Below are 16,404 nucleotides of genomic sequence, written 5' to 3'. Positions count from 1 at the left end.
GCCCCGGCATTGGAATGTGCTGCCAGGAGCCGGGAGCTTCTCTCCGGCTGTGGCATGATGGTTGTCTCCCCTGCATAAATTGATAACAAGCTCTGCCCATGTCCTAAGCTATGAAGAGGTGATGCTACTAATGATTAACTTTACAATACGGCGGTTCTTCCGGGGTTCGGCTCCATTCCTATCAGGGGCGGCGGCGATCCTGCTCGCTATAGCGATTGTCCTGGCACCGGAATCGTCATTCAAGGCTTCCCTTGCGGGACTGAAGCTCTGGTGGACCCTTGTCTTCCCGGCACTGCTGCCATTCCTGATCCTGTCAGAGATGCTGACCGCTTCAGGGTTCGTGCATGGCATCGGCGTCCTGCTGGAGCCGCTGATGAAACGCCTGTTCCGGCTTCCCGGAGCAGGCGGCTGGACGCTTGTGCTCGGAATCACCGCCGGCTTCCCGGCCGGAGCCGGAGCGGTGATGCAGTTGCATAAGCAGGGGGACATCACGGACAAGGATGCCGGACGTCTGGCCTCCATGGTCCATTATGCCAGCCCGGTTACACTGCTTATTGTCGTCGGCACCGCTTTTCTGCACAGTCCGGCAGCCGGATATGCCCTGCTTGCCATTCACTGGCTGTCAGGCCTTGCCGCCGGATGGCTATCCGCTCTCTTCAGCGGAACGCGGAAGAACAGCGGGGCCGCCGCCACTGTCAGCAGACTGCCCGGCAGCGGCCCGCGCGCCAAAAAAGCATCCTTGCCCGGGCGAATCCATCAGGCGGCACTGGATGCCCGCGCAAGAGACGGACGGGGCTTCGGCAAGGTGCTCGGCGAATCTGTATCCGCCGCCGTCCAGAATCTGATGATCGTAGGCGGCTATATGATCATGTTCGCTGTAGTTATTAACATCATCACCAGGCTGCTGCCGCAGCTCCCGTCTCCGCTGGCTGCCGGAGTGTTTGAGATTCACCTCGGTGCCCATGCGTTAACCTCGGATTCTGCCAGCCCTGGAGGGTTCTTGTCCGGCAGTCTTCTCGGTCCCGCTTTGCTGTCAGCTCTGCTTGCCTGGAGCGGAATCTGCGCACAGCTTCAGGCGCTGACGGTGCTTAAACCGGCTAATGTCCGCTTTCTCCCGTTTGCTGCAGTCCGGTTATTGCATGGACTAACCGCCTTTGCACTAACCTTCCTGCTATGGAAGCCGCTCGTAAGTATCCGCGCCGCTGTACTTCCGGTCTTCACCGGTACCGGTTCAGGCAGTCTGGAACCCGGCTTGGGCACTGCAACCGGAATATGGAGCTTGTTCCCTCAGATCCTTAGTCTGCAGGGACTAATACTCCTGCTCCTGTTAAGCTTATCAGTGGCTCTAAAGCTTTTTACTTGGCGCCGCCATCCATCCGCTTGAACTTAAGCTTCATGGCCTGTTCCACTTCAGGCGTTACAAAATCCGAGACATTCCCGCCAAAGTGGGCAATTTCCTTAACCACACTTGAGCTAAGATAGGAATATCTCGGATTGGTCATCATAAATATCGTTTCCGCTTCGGGATCCAGATTATGATTAATGGATGCATTCTGCAGTTCATACTCAAAGTCCGTGACCGTTCGGATTCCCCGGACAATCACCTGTGCATCCTTTTGCCGGACATAATTAACGAGCAGATCACGGAAGCTGTCGACCTCTACATTCGGGATGTCCGCTGTAGCCTGGCGCAGAAGCTCTGTGCGCTCCTCGACTGAAAATAACGGATTCTTGCTTAAATTGTTCAGCACCGCCACAATCAGCCTGTCGAACTGTTTCGCTGCACGGTGAATAATATCCATATGCCCCAGGGTTACCGGATCAAAGGTTCCGGGATAGATTGCCACACGCTCTTTTCTAATTTGCAGACTCATCATTAACCTCCTCGCCACTGACGCCAACTTCCGGCAGAGCAGCTTCATACTGATAGATTGAGATCGTAGTCTCCCCATATACGGATTGCCGTGTCCTGCTGAATCCCGGTATATTCTCCGGATATTCATAACCCGATTCATGCTCAAGCACAATTACGGCATCAGGCTTCAGCAGATTCTTGGCTGCCATCGTCATCATAAGCTCATCCCCGTGCTTCAGACGATACGGAGGGTCCAGAAAAACAAGATCAAACGCTCTCCCCCGCTTCTCCAGCGCAGCAAGTGCTCTTCCGGCATCATTGCGGTAGACTTCGGCCTGCGCCTCCACCTTGGCTGCCTTTAGATTCGCACGCACAGTGTCGAGCGCCTTCTGCTCCATATCCACAAATACGGCTGCTTCCATCCCTCTGCTCAAGGCCTCAATCCCAAGCCCCCCGGTACCGGCATACAGATCCAGGGCCGTTCCGCCTTCAAAATAAGGCCCGATCATACTGAATAGCGCTTCCTTCACTTTATCGGTTGTAGGCCGGGTGCCCTTGCCTGGAACACTCTTAAGCGGCCTGCCCTTTGCAGTGCCCGATATTACTCTCACCGATCATCCACCTGCTTTTATGTCTCTGTTTATTATGCCGTTTCAGGGCATAAGTCCAAGCCTATAGTACCACAATTAATCCGTGAAATAAAAAGATTGTCCGACTTTGTCACAATGCGCAGTTCAGAAGTTTTGGAGAACGGATGTATAAAAGTCCGGCAACCGGGCCATCCTGTAACTATCGACATCGCAAAATGTCGTAGACAACCGCGGAGCAGGCTTACGTTTCCCCATAAGCTCTTCGTCCGGTTTCTCCTCTCCCATGAAAGAGGCTCCCGAAAGGGAGCCTCGATTTTTTTTGTGTTGGGAAACCTATACGAAAAGAAAAGTCCGGCACCATGCAGTGCCGGACTAAGAAAATTTATTTAATTCGTTTAATGAGCGCCTCTTGCTCAATCGAGCGTGCCGAGAGGAGTTCGATAATCCGATGCTGATTCTCCAGAATGGACTCCATCCGGATTACCCGTTCATTGGTATCCAATACCGCACGTTTAATCAATTCCTGATCCTGCTTCAATATTTGCACATCTTGCTTTAATATATGCACATCTTGCTTCAGCGTCTGTTGATCCTGCTTCACTATTTGCACATCTTGCCTCAGCGTTTGTTGATCCTGCTTCACTATTTGCACTTCTTGCTTCAAGCCGGTCTGTTCAGTCTCAATCCGTTCCAAGCGCTCATTCACAGGCTCTAATTCTTCACGAATGACGGATCTTAACAACTTTGCCAGATCATTATCCATGCATCCCGCTCCTTAAAACTTAATAAATAGATTGTACCAGAACCAAGCTTCTTATTCTACCTGCTCTGCTTCAAAATCCACTGCCCCATATCTTTAATCACCTGGTCATCGACCATACCCGGGACATTATATTCATCCGGTGTTCCTGCCCCTGCTCCGTCATAACCTACGAAGAAATGATTCAGGCCCGGATACAGCTTGAACTCTGCCAAGCTATTATTCTTCAGAACATCCTTCCAGAGCGGATAATCCACGTCCGCATACACCTGGAAATCATCGCTTCCCTGCATAACAAGCACAGGTTTGGTCAGCTTCCGTCCCAGCTCGCCGGTACTGCGCTGATCCATTTCCTTAAAGTAATAGGCAGCTGCACCAAACACTGCCGGAGCTGCTTTGGCCTGCTCGTCTGTCAGTGCCAGCAGCGCCTTGGCTTTGGCCAGCTCCGCATTCACACCGGCAGCGGCCTCTGCCTTAGCAGGGATAGCATCATCCAGCCTGGAGATCACTCTCATATTCTGGTCGTAGATAATCTCCCACAAGCTTCGCGGTGAGCCGGCAAGCAGGATTAACCCGGCGAAGTTGCCGCCATCCGCATCGATTCTCGGGCCCAGCATCCCGCCCAGGCTGTGCCCGGCAAGATATACCTGCGCAGCATCCAGACGCTTGTCCTGCTTAAGCAGAGCTGCCGCTACAATGGCATCTTCAACCGTTTCTTCCTTAACGGTAACCGATGCGGCAGCACTTCCCATGAATTCCTGCGGATAGCTGTAGCCCCGCTTGTCATAACGCAGAACTGCAATTCCCTGCTCCGCAAGGCCATAAGCGATGTCACGGAAGGGCTTGTACGCATATGCCGCTTCATTAAGATCAGAGATACCCGATCCGTGCACCAGTACTATAGAAGGCAAAGGCTTGCCGGTAGCTTTGGGGAGTGTCAGAATGCCCTTAAGCGGATGTGAGGTCCCTGCTCCTACTGTAACCGCTTCTTCGGTAACACCTGCCGGCAGAGCCAGCTCCGGCGCTGCTTGCGGATCTTCGTACGGAGCAAACCACAGCCCCTGAATCTGGCCGCTGCTGTTAACTGTAAACGTCACCGTGAGCTTTCCATGTGCAAATACAGCGATACCGGACAGAGAATACCGCCCATTGTCACGGCTGCTTTTCAGTGAATCGACCTTACCATACTCTCCATAAGCAGCAGTAAAGCCCTCCCAGACCTGCTGAAGTTTAAGACTCGACAAGTTATTCCGCACCTCTGTACTGAAGAACCGGTCTGATAATGCTTCATACTGGCCGGAGGCAAGCAGCTTCATTACTGACTCGGTATAATTCCGCGGTGTGCTTACTTCTGCCTGGGCGGAACCCGGACCGGGCTTGGTGATATAGCCGATCTCATCCAGCAGCGGCAACGGCACATAGATACGATTGTTCTTCAGAACAGCTGCACCTTCAATGGTAAGTGTATCCTTTCCATTTAGGATAAACTGACCGCCTCCCAGCTTCATCAATAGCTCTATACCGCTGAGCTTGATTTGCAGACTGGAGCTCTCTTTTATGTAAGCCGTCTGAAACCCCAAAGCTTCCCCCGCCTGACGGACAGGCACCATGATCATTGTACCCTCCAGATATGGCGCCTCGGCTGCGGGGAACTTCAATACTTCACCGTTCACACTCAGAGTTACTTTGTTATCCGCTGCCTGCGCTACCCGAGGTGTGACAAAGCCCGCAGATAACAGCAGAGAGCAGGCCAGCATGGACAACAAGAATCGTCTTGGTCTTCTCATTGATTACAACTCCCTTCAATAATCACATCCTTTTGTTTATACGGGGCATTTGGCAGATAGTTACATAATTCACAAACTTATTTTCCGCCATTCAAGTCCTGTGATAAGCGCACCATATCCCTGCAATGTATGCCATTTTCGTATATGATCTCCGCGTAATGTCTGGTGAAAAAATCAAAATCTACGCCAACGATCCGAAAGCCGCATTTTTGATATAACGCCAGCTGTCCCACACTTGAATTCCCCGTCCCCAGTTCAATAGTTGTATAGCCCGTTTGCCTCGCCGTCTCAATGGCCTGCTGCACCAGCATCTTGCCGATCCCTTTGCCCTGATGCTCTTCAGCAACTGCCACATTCACGAGCTCGGCTGTATCCGGCCGGGTAGGCAGCAGCACATACACACCCAATACCTCCTCATCCTGGACAGCCATATAGCAGTCTCCTCTTGTGAGGTAGTTCTTCACCAATGATTCGGACGGATCGGCAGACAGCAGCAAATCCATCGGCGGCAATTCGCCGGGCAGCAATTTCCTGATATCCATACATGCCCCCTTGTTCTGAAACATCAAATCCTGTATCTCAACCAGCGTAAATTCAAATTCGGCCCGATTCTTTCAATAAAATAAAATCATGACCGCGCCGGGTCATCTTCATTCCGGCTGTCCGGACGGTTACAGTGCCATTGCCAGCTCTCAGGAAGCTCACATTCTCCACCATCCGGCTGTCCACAAGCTCCTCCATAATATCGGCATACGCCCCGGCCCCCAGCCCCATTTCATCCTGACCGACCGGCTTGTCCAGTTCAATCCGCTTAAGTATGGCATAGACCAATTCCTTCTCTTCCATGAAGCACCTCTTTCATAACTGCACTGATTGCCATGAAGACAATGACTACTATTATCGCATATTTCTGCCAGACATAGCTAATCAGAAAAAAAAGCGCAGTCCCAAGGCCTTAGCCCCGGACTGCGCTGACTGACGTTAAGTTCTAGTAGAAGCAGGCACTCAGAATAATGACCAGCAGGATATAAAGTACCAGAATCGCACCGGTTGAAGTCCAAGGACTTACCGGAACCACATTAACGCCGCCTACATTACCACCGTATCCGCAATCTGCACCCATGAGATTACCTCCTTCAAAATGATGACTACAGAACAGAATATGAGCGAAATCCCTTAACAGATTGGGCGAAACGGTCAAAATTTGGGGGTATGTACAAGGGCATCCTGCCCGCCCGGTCAACCGAACCGGACAGGATGCATGAATCTGCAGATTAATCGGAAACCAGAATTCCGTCAAAGCTCTCAGGACCTACACGGACCGTACCGAGAAGGTTAGAGGTGATGAATGCAGTATAAGTCAGCTGCGGAGTAATCGGCGGAATGAAGTCATCCGCAGAGAAGGTGATAACCTGTGGAGCCAGCACACTAAGGCTGAAAGTAGAGGTAGCGGAATACACCAGCGGATCGGTAGGCAAAGTTCCTCTCACAATACTAATAGTGACACCAACCAGTGCCAGCGGAAGCTGCACAGATACCGTTCCTTTCAGAATTACACGCGGATTCGTCGTTACACCTTGAGTGATAATACCAATCTGCCCAAACAGCTGCGGAGTATTAATTACCAGAATCGGTATCGCAATAGAGTTGGCAGTACTGGCATTCTGCGAAGTTCTTCCATCAACATAAGTTCCCATATCAAGCACCTCCTTTCTTCATATACAGTGTATTAACAAGTCCCCGGGATTGCTTGGATATATCGCCAATGCACATCTCCCCATATTACGAGCAGCCTGCTTAATCTTCCTTCGTGGTCCCTCCACGCTTGTTAAAGGCCAATTCAAACAATCCTGTTGCCGACAATCCCGCAAGCCCGCCTGCCCATAAACGCAGAATTAGATTCATGTCCGTAAAAGGATAGGCTACAGCTCCGACCAGCAGACCAATACCCAGTCCTACTGCGGGAACAACGTTGCGCGGAAGATTCACACTGTTCTTCACCAGTTGAACCAGCGCCATTACAAAGACGGCCAACAGCGACGCAAACGCCAGCACATTGTTAAGCGCATCGTTGTACATAAGATCTACACCTCCTTCCCGGTAACCAGCAGTCCGGCCCTGTTCAGCACCGTCAATATCCGGTAGAAATCATAACTTCCTCCTGTAGGGGTATCGAGCAATCCCGCTGCTACCGCTGCCTGAACCGCCGGCTCTGCCCAGGCAGGTATACTGACTGCAGCTCGGCCTTCTATTGCGGTAACCCGTTCCGCTACTCCTTTAATTGCCTGTCCCTGTTCCAGAACACCTGTTTTGAGTGTATCCCGGCTCACAGTAAGTCCTGCCAGCAATACCCGCATTTCCTGAAGCTCCGTTTCCAGAGTCGCAAGCCTTTGTTTATCTTCAGCCGACATCTCCTCATCCTCCTTCAGCTCATCGTATTGATACAAGTTATAAGCATCCATAATCTGAATCAGCTTTGACGCGTAGTTCGGATCGGTCGCATACCCTGCAGCGGCAATCTCTCTGGCAGCCCTTCTGCCGTCCGCTCCAATCACCTTGCTGTATAAGTCCCGGTTCCAGGATACGCCCTGGGCAATCAGCGCAGAATGGTCGGCCACAGACTCACCCCAGTTATTGTAGGCTCTGAAAAGCGCAGATACCTGCACAGCTTGGCCGTTCCTATATTCCGTAGTCCGGATTGACAAGCTTCCGGCGGGTCCGCTGCCTTTGATGCCAAACAGATTATTGGCCTTCAAGGTCAGGCTGCTGTTCCCCCAGCCGGATTCCAGCGCGGCCTGGGCAATAGTCAGGGAAGCCGCAATATGACTGCGCTGCATATCAGCCACGGCAAAGGAGACCATTCGGGAGATAAACTCAGAATCCGTCATTTCATCACATCCCTTCCTACTATATTAAATGCTCGTTCAGTTATGCTGCCTGTGCTTATCCCTGATATACACTATTCAAATTGGATCTTCCCCATAACTGCTAACCTTCAGGTTCATTTATACAAAAAGCGCCGGAGCGGGAGCTCCGGCGCTTCTTTAAGTTATTCGTCCGGTTAGCTTCAGCTAAAATACGCTGAGGATAATAACCAGCAAGATAAACAGTACCAAAATGGTAGCAGCAGACGTTCCAATACAGCCATAGCCGTAACCAGCCACATTCTCTCCCATTACAATTCCTCCCTCAGCCTGTGCCGTCATTATGTCTTTCCTTAGCATCATATGCCTGAGGTCCTGAAAAAACTGGGCTGATGCACAATATGGTAATTATAAGCAAAAAAAGTATTGTGAAATCTTCCATCGTAGCGTAAACTAGTAATAATTAACTATATCGGAGGGACTAATTTACTATGCCTTCATATTATTTTAAGGAATTCTGGACACCGCTGAGTTGGGTAGGTATTAAGTTTTTCCGGGATGACGAAGGATTTCTATGGATTAAATGGTGGTCTAAGCCACGCAAGAGATTACGCTGACTTCGTTCGATACATATCTGCATATAGTTCTCTATAACCAGAATGCCAAATAACCTTTCTCTGTCATTTGACGGAGAAAGGTTATTTGCTGTGATGAATATGCGCTGGAGAACTTAAGAAGCCGCCTCAAAAGTAATCCGGTTCTTTCCGCTCCGCTTGGAAATGTATAATGCTTCATCCGCCAGCCGCAGGGTTTCAACAGTGTCGCTGCCCCCGTCCGGTGTCCATACTGCAGCGCCTACACTACAGCCGACATGCAGATTCTCGCCTCTGATTACAATGGGCAGATTGATTTTACTGATAATCCGTGAAGCCACAATTTCTGCCTCCTTCATAGGTTTACCGGCAGAAGTATTAAGAATAATGACGAACTCATCCCCGCCCAGCCGGGCTACGATTTCATTATCACGTGTACAGTCCATCAGTCTGAAGGCTACCTCCTGCAGCAAGGCGTCGCCGATTGCATGGCCGAAGGTATCATTTACTTTTTTGAAGCCGTCCAGATCAAGGTATAAGAAACTAAGCGTTGTGCGGTTCTGCTTGGCTTTGCTGACCGCATGGGCCAGAAATTCATCCAGCGCTGCCCGGTTGGGCAAGCCCGTAAGCTTGTCATGCAGCGCCATATCCGACATGTAGCTCAGCTTGTTCTCTGTCTTGGTCAGATTATTCACCAGGTTGCGCAGTGACGCAGACAGAATCGCCACATCTTTGAACCGGGTCGAGGATGGAATCTCCACATCAGCACCGGAGCTGAGCAGATCGGCTGTGCGGGTAATGTTCCTCAGCGGACGGCTGATCCATCCGGCCAGCAGCCAGCCGATAACCGCGAAGACAGCTGCGGTGATCAGTCCGCTGATCAGAATAAAGCGCTCAAGCTGATGCACCGAGGCAAATGCAATATCCGCTGGCTGGCGGATAATGACCGACCAGCCCAGCCCGGGATAATTCAGATAGCCGTCCCCGTAGGCATAACCGGTCAGATAGGAGTCCTGATTCCGCTCCTGTTCAATAATCCATGAACTATTACCGCTGCGGGCTTTCTGCAGCACTTCATTCGGCATTCTTTTGCCGACGAGCGCCTCGGGACCGAGAAGGATCGTGTCATCTTTCCTGCTGACTACAAACACTTCCACACCCTTCAGGCGCTCCTTGAGCGGGGTCACAATGGAAGCCTCGACCTCACGCGACCACTCCCAGCTGAGGTGCGCAGCCAGTACACCGCTTGTCCGGCCTTGCTTGTCAGTAACCGGCACGCTCACATCCACAAACTGTAAGGCTTCGCCGGTAGGATTCGGAAGCAGCTTGGAGAGCAGCACCGCATCATGGACATCACCGGTGAAGGTCCCCTTCAGGCCTTCCTGAAACACCGGCCGCTGGCTAATATTCGTACCCTGGAGTATATGATCTGTGGAAGAAAGGACATTTCCTTTATTGTCGAGGAAACCCACCCAGGTGAACACCGGCAGACTCTTCTTCAGCTGATTAAGCAATCCGCTGACCTCTGAGGAGTCAACCGGCTCCTGAAATGCATTAAGCTTGCTCAATACCTCCACTTCTCCGGAACGTGACCACATGAAATGATCAAGCTTCTCAGACATTTGGTAGGCTTCTTCCGCCAGAGAGCTGCCAATGCTGACCTCTACGGACTGTGTAGACCGGTTGCCGATAACATAGCTGAGCAATGCCGTTAACAGGATGATAATGACCGCAAAAGCCGTTGAAAATAACGTACGCAGATTTAAAGACATTCACATTCTCCTCTTCGGAAGACCTTTTCATAGCACCGACCGCCGAGGTTGCCTGGTAGCTCACTCTATGTCGAAAAGGGTCGATAATTATTTATCGGAAGGAATAAGCGGAAATATAATACAGCTTCCGGCAGACTTGCGGATTTCCTTAATTTAGCTCATAGGTTGTATCAATATTGTGCTGAGTTGTGCGGATGATAGTGTTTACATTTTGGCATTATAGTATAATCTGCCCTGTAGCACATGCCACCTTAAGGAGTGATTGATGATGACAGAACAATTTGAAATGTATGATGATCCGTTCAAGATGCTTATTCTGCTGGCAACGCTTATATCGGAGAAACAGGGGACCGAACTGAAATTTGAGCATGTTCCTTCTTATGAGAATGAGGTTTTTGCCATTGAACACCAGAGATTCCTCTACAAAAAAGACGGCACGGAAATTACCTGGTTTGAGTTCCTGGGCAGAGATATTGCCTCTTCCAGCGATCTGACCCGTTCCCAGTACAACAAAATGTTCGTAGACTGCATGGCTTCACTCTATAGCCTCTAATTCTTCACCAGGTTACATAAAGCAACTCCAACAAACACTGCAGCCCTGCCGTCCCGTTCCGGGGCGGCAGTTCCTTTGTTGCTCACTTATGCAGGTATATAGTGAACAGTCGGCCAGCCCCTCCGCTTATCCCACCTTGGCTCCCATCGAGCGGGCCAGCAGCACAGCCTGCTCCACATCCAGCCGTACCCCTTTAAGATCAAGACTCTTCAGGTCAATCCCCTCCAGCTTGGCACCCTGCAGATCCGCTCCTGCAAGCTGGCACTGCGCAAGCTGCACACGGCTTAAGTCGGCACCGCGCAGATCCGCTTTTTGCAAATTGCAGCCCTGCATATCTGCCTCGGCAAACCGGATGCCCCGCAGATCCTGCCTGCTGAGATTCAGATGGCGCAGATTCGTATAAGCCCAGTCCCCTCCGGTGAGAGTAATCCCATCCATATAGGCATTCGCGAAATCGGAACCAATCATCTTACAATTCTCGAACTTCGACACAAACAGATTCGCCCCGGTAAACTTGCAATTGGTAAAAGCCCCGTCTCTATGCAGTGAAGCATTCAGCAGCGCACCGGTAAAATCACAATTCACAAAACGGCAGCCGCTGGAGGTCATTTCTTCCATGGAAGCCCCTCTGAACGAGCAGTGTTCAAAGGTGCAACCGTTCATCTCTCCATCCTGCATATTGGCATAGTCAAAATTTTGATTCTGAAAAGTTTCATTGTGGTACTGATACATAATGTTTTGACCCCTCTTCTTATGGGTATTGAATCTAAAGTTCTGAATACCGGATTATAAATTATTTTAAAATATACTACTTTAGGAGATTGTCCAAGTGTAGCCGTTTCGATATAATAGCAAATAAACTCGCGGAGGTAAATGATGGATGACTCCAGCAGAAAAGAACCGTTCCGTTATGTTATGAACCAGCCCATCGATTGCTGGCTTGAAATCCCGGCCAGTAATAACGGGCCCGGAGCCGGAAAATTGACGGAAGGCATCCTGCTAGACCTTAGCCGCTCCGGCTGTAAGGTACGTACTTCTCTGAACCTCCGTTTCACTGCAGGCGATACGAAGCTGATTATACATTTCCAGCTGGCGGAAGAGAAGCTTCAGTATGAAGGAAGTGTCCGCTGGGGCTGGATGTTCGGCCTTGGACAATTCCAGTACGGGGTAAGACTTGATCTGCAGGAAGCCGAGGAAGAACAGCTGCTGCGGGAGCTGGAGATCTGGACCCACGGCAGAAGGGCTCAAGGATTGTAACTGTAATTTGCACAAAAACGAAAGCAAGGCTGACATCGTCAGCCTTGCTTTCTCGTTGAATGGACATCTGCACAGGGCAGCTCCCTACGCGATCAAACTTCAATTCTTTTTTTCACCATTACAACCATTGAATAGATCAGTATTATGGCAACTACAAATTCGAACAGAAGCGGCCATTGATTCGTAGAGAGGTATCTGATCGTTACTCCGCTGTCTGGCCGCAGATTACTCTCGTAAATCTCAAAATTAAAGGTATTGTCCAGACCAATGAAATAGCTGTTAAACATAAACTTTTCAAGATAGGCTATAGCATTTTGCAGAAGTGTGAGGATCACAATCCCTATCCATACTCTCCCCTTGAAGCGAAAGCTTAATGCTACAGTAATAGAGAACATAATCATAATCATCATGAAACCCACTGACCACATAAACTGCAATAAACATCTTAAGCCAACTGACACTATATTATCCGGCAGGAAATCCAGCGGATAGATCAGCTGGTAAATGCCAAAATGCACCAGACCGAGAGCAATCACCGTCAAGATTAGCAGTAGCGCAAACAGCAACGGTGACATGACCGTCTGCAGGGCAGTAACCGGGATAAGCCGCCGCTGGTAAGACTTCAGATTCCGGAAATAACTGAATACAGCTATAAATACAAGCGCCAATGCAAGTATAAAGTAGATAACCAGATTCAGCGAAATTAGTTGTTCATTGACCTTAGTGCTGGATATCCAAATCGCAGGCTGAACCAGCAGAGCAATAACAATAAAGACGAGGATCCGTTCCCTTCTGCGTCTCAGGTCATATTTTAACAGCTTCAGCATTCGGCAAACACCTCTCTGAACAGCTCATCTATACTTTTTCCGCGCTCGAGTCTGAGCTCTTCCACTTCGCGCTGGAGAACGATCTCCCCGTTTTTCAAGAAAATAACCTCGTCAAAAATCCGTTCGATATCGTTCACCAGGTGTGTAGAGATCAGAATACTGCTGTCTTCCTCATAGAACTCCATCAGCGCATTGAGAATTTTGGTCCGTGCTACAGGGTCGACACCGCCGATTGGCTCATCCAGCATGTAGAGTCTGGCCCGGCGCGACAGCGCAAGGGTGAGCTGGAGACGTTCGTTCATCCCTTTGGATAACGTCCGGACCTTATCCTGTACTCTGAGATTCATGAAATCGAGCATCCGCTGGGCTTTGGCCTGATCGAAGTCCGGATAGAAATCCCGCTGGAACTTCAACGCATCCCCCACATTCATCCAAGACTCCGTAACGGGAACATCAGGCATGAAGGATACAAGCTTCCGGCTCTCCACCCCAATGGGAACACCGAGGACTGAAATCCGGCCTGAGCCCGGCTGTGCCAATCCTGCGATCAGCTTCATGAGGGTGCTTTTGCCGCTGCCGTTGCTGCCGAGCAGTCCGGTAATTCTGCCTGCGCCCAGCGTAAAGGAGACATTGCCCAGCGCTTGTTTGGAGCCGAACTTCTTGGTCACGCCCTGTACTTCAAGTAACTCATCCACTCTTGGTAATCCCCCTATTCTTGGTCACGCTGATGTATATTCTCCGCTACTGCCGCCAGAATATCTTCACCCTGGAAGCCGAGCTCCTGCATGCCGCGGATAAAACGGTCCAGCACATCCTGTGCCATTTCCTTCTTGATGGTCAGAATCGTCTCTTCTCTTCCGGTAACATATCTGCCCATGCCGCGGCGGGTCTCCACGATTGTCTCACGCTCCAGTTCCTGAAAGGTTCTTTGTACCGTATTCGGATTAATCTGCAGTTCTGCGGCCAATTCACGTACTGAGGGGATTTTGTCACCGGGCTTCAGCTTGCCTGTGATGATCTCCCCTTTGATGTAATTCATGATCTGAAGATAAATCGGCTGGTTGTTATCAAATTCAATAACCATCAAGCAACATCCCTGCGTCTGAAGACCGCAAATCCCGCGAGCAGGAACAACGCCATATATATGCACAGCAGCACAATGGAGAAGTTCAACGTCATTCCCGGCATCGGCGCACCGCCATCTTTATAAGCTGCAAGATTGAGGTTCGGGAACAGGAAGTATTTATAGAAATCACGGTAGATGATGATTTTATCTATGGTAGTAGCAAAGATAGTCGCACCGATCGTTACTCCTGTTGAACGGGTCAGTATTCCAAGCATAAATCCGATCGTGGCATACACGATGCAGTATACGGATGAGTACAACAGTGAGGTAAGGATATCGCTGAGTCCTGAATCCCCTCCGCTGAGTCCAAAGAAGATCATTCCTGAGACAAACAGCGCGATTGTCGCAATCAGCAGCATACTCAATGAATAGAGCAGTACGGTTACATATTTAGAGGCCAGTATCGCAGTCCGGCTGCGGGCCCGGATCAGCAGAAACTTGATGGTCCCCTGGCTGTATTCTTTGGATACTATCCCCGCTATCCCTACAATGACAAGGATCACCAGCACCTGGCCGATTCCTGTAGGCAGCAGTGAGTCTGCTGTGAATTCCGCCGCGGAGGCATACGTATCCGCCCCTGCCACCGTGTGCACAATATAACCTATCACAAATACCATCAGCACCAGAAGGGCATATGGAACAGTAAAGCTGCGTTTCTTCGATATTTTGAGCCATTCATTCTGTACGAGCTGATTAAATTTACGCAATGCGGTTACCCCCTGTCCATTTCAGGAAATCATCTTCCAGGCTCTGTTTATTCTCGGTAATCCGGTATACCCCAACCTTGGCTTCACTGAGTGCAGCCACAAGCTCCGGAACATTCCCGTCGGGCAGGCTTACATGCAGCTCGGAGTGAGCTTCATCTGTCCCGGTAACCTCCACACCCTGCAGTGCTTCGGCAACAGTACGCGCGTTCCCGGCATTATCCACCCGGATGGTAAGGGCTACTTCACTGCGCGCTTCCGGCGCCTCAGCAAGCTGCGTAACCGTTACAAGCTTCCCGTTCTGAATTACAACCGCGCGGTGGCAGATCTGTTCAATCTCGGCCAGCATATGGCTGGAGATCAGTATTGCAATGCCTTCCACTTCGGCAATCGTGCGCATATAATCGCGCATTTCCCGGATTCCGGCGGGATCCAGCCCGTTGGTCGGTTCATCCAGAATGAGCAGCTTGGGCGAATGCAGCAAGGCCTGGGCGATGCCAAGACGCTGGCGCATACCCAGCGAATACGCTTTTACCTTCTTATCCATCGCTTCCTGCAGTCCAACCAGCGCCACAACTTCATCAATCCGCGATTCTCCGGCCCCGTCACTCATCCGCAGATACTGCTTCAGATTGTCATAACCGGTCATATGGGGATAAAACTCCGGGTTCTCGATGATCGCTCCGATCTGCGAGATGGCCCGCTTGAAATCCTTGCGTATGCTGTGCCCATGAATAAGGACATCTCCTCTGCTCATTCGGATAAGTCCGGTCATCATGCGGATGGTGGTCGTTTTACCCGCCCCGTTCGGACCCAGCAGTCCGATAATCTCCCCTCTGCGGATGTCGAAGCTAAGGTTATCTACTATCGCCTTCCCTTTTATCACCTTGCTGACGCCTTGCATTTCCAATACGGTTTCTTCCTTCATGGGGCCTGACAGCCCTTGATTACGAGTGGACGAATTCATGATAGCCTCCTTATGTAGTACGGGATTGTTATTGTTTCCAGCTTTGTTCCAACTGTATATTCCCAACGTTGTATTGGTGTGTTAGTTAAATAGTACACTAGACATTTTGATCTGTAAAGACCGTTTGTGAATTTTTTCCTTATCCTCTCCGGAAACAGGCTATTCATGCGGGGGGTTTAACCATACCAGTCTTCCAAAGCAATCATAGAATAGTATTGCAACTGACAGTATCGTACTGCATTTGCCATTCCAGCTTCGAGGAGGAGTTCGCATGGACAAAGAGGTTCATATCTCACAGACTTATCCGCGGCTGACCGTGTACAGCGAAGAAAACTACCGGGGAAGAAGCAGAATTTACCGGGGCAATCTGGGTATCCGTAATACAGACAATATTCTGGACGGAATCGAAAGTCTCCGTTTCTTCTCCACCAGCAGCAATGCTACGCTCGTCCTGTTCAGCAGAACCCGGTTCAGAGGCAGCTTCCGTGTGCTTCGCGGGAACCACAGCATCCGTGATCTGGATGACTTTATCTCCGGCAACGATGTAGAGTCGATTATCTCAACTAACCAAAGGCTGACCCTGGCACAAATCCGCAGCATCCGCAGCAGCGGAAATCTGCCTTCGGGTTACCGGCTGATCTAGTAGCATCCGCAAGACAAATAGGGCACACTCCGGTATCACCCAGCCGGAGTGTGCCCTATTTGGTTGTTCAAATGAATCCAAAGCGGGTAATCAAGGAAGAAAATAC

General features: G+C 50.4%; 22 protein-coding genes. 4 read left to right on the top strand and 18 right to left on the bottom strand.

What is annotated here, in order from left to right; translation table 11 throughout:
- Nucleotides 1–130: 130 nt before the first annotated feature.
- Nucleotides 131–1,384: a nucleoside recognition domain-containing protein gene (locus GC101_RS24010; RefSeq protein WP_171719325.1), complete on the top strand. Its 1,254-nt coding sequence runs from the start codon at nt 131–133 to the stop codon at nt 1,382–1,384.
- Here GC101_RS24010 and coaD read toward each other — a convergent pair.
- From coaD to GC101_RS23955, 12 genes are all read right to left on the bottom strand, one after another.
- Nucleotides 1,356–1,874: a pantetheine-phosphate adenylyltransferase gene (gene coaD, locus GC101_RS24005; RefSeq protein WP_144026102.1), complete on the bottom strand. Its 519-nt coding sequence runs from the start codon at nt 1,872–1,874 to the stop codon at nt 1,356–1,358. The genes GC101_RS24010 and coaD overlap by 29 nt on opposite strands.
- Nucleotides 1,858–2,466 (bottom strand): 16S rRNA (guanine(966)-N(2))-methyltransferase RsmD, encoded by a 609-nt coding sequence (gene rsmD, locus GC101_RS24000; RefSeq protein WP_171719324.1) that lies wholly within the window; start codon nt 2,464–2,466, stop codon nt 1,858–1,860. Before rsmD ends, coaD begins: the two co-directional genes overlap by 17 nt.
- A 361-nt stretch (nt 2,467–2,827) precedes the next feature.
- Nucleotides 2,828–3,208, bottom strand: a complete 381-nt coding sequence (locus tag GC101_RS23995; RefSeq protein WP_171719323.1) for a hypothetical protein — start codon at nt 3,206–3,208, stop codon at nt 2,828–2,830.
- Nucleotides 3,209–3,264: 56 nt separating this feature from the next.
- Nucleotides 3,265–4,992 carry an alpha/beta fold hydrolase gene (locus tag GC101_RS23990; RefSeq protein ID WP_171719322.1) on the bottom strand — a complete coding sequence of 576 codons (1,728 nt, stop codon included), beginning with the start codon at nt 4,990–4,992 and terminating at the stop codon, nt 3,265–3,267.
- A 77-nt stretch (nt 4,993–5,069) separates the two neighbouring features.
- The gene (locus GC101_RS23985; RefSeq protein WP_171719321.1) at nt 5,070–5,534 is read right to left on the bottom strand and encodes a GNAT family N-acetyltransferase; all 465 of its coding nucleotides are present in this window, start codon (nt 5,532–5,534) and stop codon (nt 5,070–5,072) included.
- Between the two features lie 52 nt (nt 5,535–5,586).
- Nucleotides 5,587–5,838 carry a hypothetical protein gene (locus GC101_RS23980; protein ID WP_171719320.1) on the bottom strand — a complete coding sequence of 84 codons (252 nt, stop codon included), beginning with the start codon at nt 5,836–5,838 and terminating at the stop codon, nt 5,587–5,589.
- A 142-nt stretch (nt 5,839–5,980) separates the two neighbouring features.
- Complete coding sequence (locus GC101_RS23975; RefSeq protein WP_099052468.1) at nt 5,981–6,115, bottom strand: sporulation protein YjcZ; 135 nt, start codon at nt 6,113–6,115, stop codon at nt 5,981–5,983.
- Nucleotides 6,116–6,266: 151 nt separating this feature from the next.
- Entirely contained in the window at nt 6,267–6,689 is a 423-nt protein-coding gene (locus GC101_RS23970) for a hypothetical protein (RefSeq protein ID WP_171719319.1), read from the bottom strand.
- 100 nt (nt 6,690–6,789) lie between these two features.
- The gene (locus GC101_RS23965; RefSeq protein ID WP_039305999.1) at nt 6,790–7,071 is read right to left on the bottom strand and encodes a holin; all 282 of its coding nucleotides are present in this window, start codon (nt 7,069–7,071) and stop codon (nt 6,790–6,792) included.
- 5 nt (nt 7,072–7,076) lie between these two features.
- Complete coding sequence (locus GC101_RS23960; protein WP_171719318.1) at nt 7,077–7,880, bottom strand: glycoside hydrolase family 73 protein; 804 nt, start codon at nt 7,878–7,880, stop codon at nt 7,077–7,079.
- Nucleotides 7,881–8,063: 183 nt separating this feature from the next.
- Nucleotides 8,064–8,168 (bottom strand): sporulation protein YjcZ, encoded by a 105-nt coding sequence (locus GC101_RS35860; protein ID WP_197073088.1) that lies wholly within the window; start codon nt 8,166–8,168, stop codon nt 8,064–8,066.
- A 418-nt stretch (nt 8,169–8,586) separates the two neighbouring features.
- The gene (locus GC101_RS23955) at nt 8,587–10,221 is read right to left on the bottom strand and encodes a sensor domain-containing diguanylate cyclase (protein ID WP_171719317.1); all 1,635 of its coding nucleotides are present in this window, start codon (nt 10,219–10,221) and stop codon (nt 8,587–8,589) included.
- Between the two features lie 265 nt (nt 10,222–10,486).
- Here GC101_RS23955 and GC101_RS23950 point away from each other — a divergent pair, with 265 nt between their 5' ends.
- Entirely contained in the window at nt 10,487–10,774 is a 288-nt protein-coding gene (locus GC101_RS23950; RefSeq protein WP_231637862.1) for a hypothetical protein, read from the top strand.
- Nucleotides 10,775–10,900: 126 nt separating this feature from the next.
- Here the strand turns inward: GC101_RS23950 and GC101_RS23945 are convergent, their stop codons facing one another.
- A complete protein-coding gene (locus GC101_RS23945; RefSeq protein ID WP_042136898.1) occupies nt 10,901–11,506 on the bottom strand; it encodes a pentapeptide repeat-containing protein in 606 nt (201 codons plus the stop codon).
- A 141-nt stretch (nt 11,507–11,647) separates the two neighbouring features.
- Between GC101_RS23945 and GC101_RS23940 the strand changes: the two genes are divergently transcribed.
- Nucleotides 11,648–12,031, top strand: coding sequence for a PilZ domain-containing protein (locus tag GC101_RS23940; protein ID WP_231575371.1), 384 nt, complete (start codon nt 11,648–11,650; stop codon nt 12,029–12,031).
- Nucleotides 12,032–12,123: 92 nt separating this feature from the next.
- Here GC101_RS23940 and GC101_RS23935 read toward each other — a convergent pair whose 3' ends face one another.
- The 5 genes from GC101_RS23935 to GC101_RS23915 are packed head-to-tail and all read right to left on the bottom strand — an operon-like array spanning nt 12,124 to nt 15,655.
- On the bottom strand, nt 12,124–12,858 hold the full coding sequence (locus tag GC101_RS23935; RefSeq protein WP_171719316.1) for a hypothetical protein: 735 nt from the start codon (nt 12,856–12,858) through the stop codon (nt 12,124–12,126).
- Entirely contained in the window at nt 12,852–13,553 is a 702-nt protein-coding gene (locus GC101_RS23930; protein WP_042136895.1) for an ABC transporter ATP-binding protein, read from the bottom strand. Before GC101_RS23930 ends, GC101_RS23935 begins: the two co-directional genes overlap by 7 nt.
- Before the next feature lie 14 nt (nt 13,554–13,567).
- On the bottom strand, nt 13,568–13,942 hold the full coding sequence (locus tag GC101_RS23925) for a GntR family transcriptional regulator (RefSeq protein ID WP_171719315.1): 375 nt from the start codon (nt 13,940–13,942) through the stop codon (nt 13,568–13,570).
- Nucleotides 13,942–14,691, bottom strand: coding sequence for an ABC transporter permease (locus GC101_RS23920; RefSeq protein ID WP_171719314.1), 750 nt, complete (start codon nt 14,689–14,691; stop codon nt 13,942–13,944). Before GC101_RS23920 ends, GC101_RS23925 begins: the two co-directional genes overlap by 1 nt.
- Nucleotides 14,684–15,655, bottom strand: coding sequence for an ABC transporter ATP-binding protein (locus GC101_RS23915; RefSeq protein WP_246354487.1), 972 nt, complete (start codon nt 15,653–15,655; stop codon nt 14,684–14,686). Before GC101_RS23915 ends, GC101_RS23920 begins: the two co-directional genes overlap by 8 nt.
- Before the next feature lie 271 nt (nt 15,656–15,926).
- On the opposite strand from GC101_RS23915, the gene GC101_RS23910 reads away from it, so the two are divergent.
- Nucleotides 15,927–16,298 (top strand): hypothetical protein, encoded by a 372-nt coding sequence (locus GC101_RS23910; RefSeq protein ID WP_042136889.1) that lies wholly within the window; start codon nt 15,927–15,929, stop codon nt 16,296–16,298.
- Nucleotides 16,299–16,404: the final 106 nt, after the last annotated feature.

It is taken from the genome of Paenibacillus phytohabitans, from assembly GCF_013141775.1.
Lineage (GTDB): Bacteria > Bacillota > Bacilli > Paenibacillales > Paenibacillaceae > Paenibacillus_AQ > Paenibacillus_AQ phytohabitans.
This window is presented reverse-complemented; position numbering and strand designations above follow the sequence as displayed.

What these genes read in the sequence shown, in the direction of transcription:
- GC101_RS24010 (WP_171719325.1), top strand. Translation starts at nt 131, where the DNA reads ATGATTAACTTTACAATACGGCGGTTCTTCCGGGGTTCGGCTCCATTC.
- coaD (WP_144026102.1), bottom strand. Translation starts at nt 1,874, where the DNA reads ATGAGTCTGCAAATTAGAAAAGAGCGTGTGGCAATCTATCCCGGAACC.
- GC101_RS23995 (WP_171719323.1), bottom strand. Translation starts at nt 3,208, where the DNA reads ATGGATAATGATCTGGCAAAGTTGTTAAGATCCGTCATTCGTGAAGAA.
- GC101_RS23990 (WP_171719322.1), bottom strand. Translation starts at nt 4,992, where the DNA reads ATGAGAAGACCAAGACGATTCTTGTTGTCCATGCTGGCCTGCTCTCTG.
- GC101_RS23985 (WP_171719321.1), bottom strand. Translation starts at nt 5,534, where the DNA reads ATGGATATCAGGAAATTGCTGCCCGGCGAATTGCCGCCGATGGATTTG.
- GC101_RS23980 (WP_171719320.1), bottom strand. Translation starts at nt 5,838, where the DNA reads ATGGAAGAGAAGGAATTGGTCTATGCCATACTTAAGCGGATTGAACTG.
- GC101_RS23975 (WP_099052468.1), bottom strand. Translation starts at nt 6,115, where the DNA reads ATGGGTGCAGATTGCGGATACGGTGGTAATGTAGGCGGCGTTAATGTG.
- GC101_RS23970 (WP_171719319.1), bottom strand. Translation starts at nt 6,689, where the DNA reads ATGGGAACTTATGTTGATGGAAGAACTTCGCAGAATGCCAGTACTGCC.
- GC101_RS23965 (WP_039305999.1), bottom strand. Translation starts at nt 7,071, where the DNA reads ATGTACAACGATGCGCTTAACAATGTGCTGGCGTTTGCGTCGCTGTTG.
- GC101_RS23960 (WP_171719318.1), bottom strand. Translation starts at nt 7,880, where the DNA reads ATGACGGATTCTGAGTTTATCTCCCGAATGGTCTCCTTTGCCGTGGCT.
- GC101_RS35860 (WP_197073088.1), bottom strand. Translation starts at nt 8,168, where the DNA reads ATGGGAGAGAATGTGGCTGGTTACGGCTATGGCTGTATTGGAACGTCT.
- GC101_RS23955 (WP_171719317.1), bottom strand. Translation starts at nt 10,221, where the DNA reads ATGTCTTTAAATCTGCGTACGTTATTTTCAACGGCTTTTGCGGTCATT.
- GC101_RS23950 (WP_231637862.1), top strand. Translation starts at nt 10,487, where the DNA reads ATGATGACAGAACAATTTGAAATGTATGATGATCCGTTCAAGATGCTT.
- GC101_RS23945 (WP_042136898.1), bottom strand. Translation starts at nt 11,506, where the DNA reads ATGTATCAGTACCACAATGAAACTTTTCAGAATCAAAATTTTGACTAT.
- GC101_RS23940 (WP_231575371.1), top strand. Translation starts at nt 11,648, where the DNA reads ATGATGGATGACTCCAGCAGAAAAGAACCGTTCCGTTATGTTATGAAC.
- GC101_RS23935 (WP_171719316.1), bottom strand. Translation starts at nt 12,858, where the DNA reads ATGCTGAAGCTGTTAAAATATGACCTGAGACGCAGAAGGGAACGGATC.
- GC101_RS23925 (WP_171719315.1), bottom strand. Translation starts at nt 13,942, where the DNA reads ATGGTTATTGAATTTGATAACAACCAGCCGATTTATCTTCAGATCATG.
- GC101_RS23915 (WP_246354487.1), bottom strand. Translation starts at nt 15,655, where the DNA reads ATGAATTCGTCCACTCGTAATCAAGGGCTGTCAGGCCCCATGAAGGAA.
- GC101_RS23910 (WP_042136889.1), top strand. Translation starts at nt 15,927, where the DNA reads ATGGACAAAGAGGTTCATATCTCACAGACTTATCCGCGGCTGACCGTG.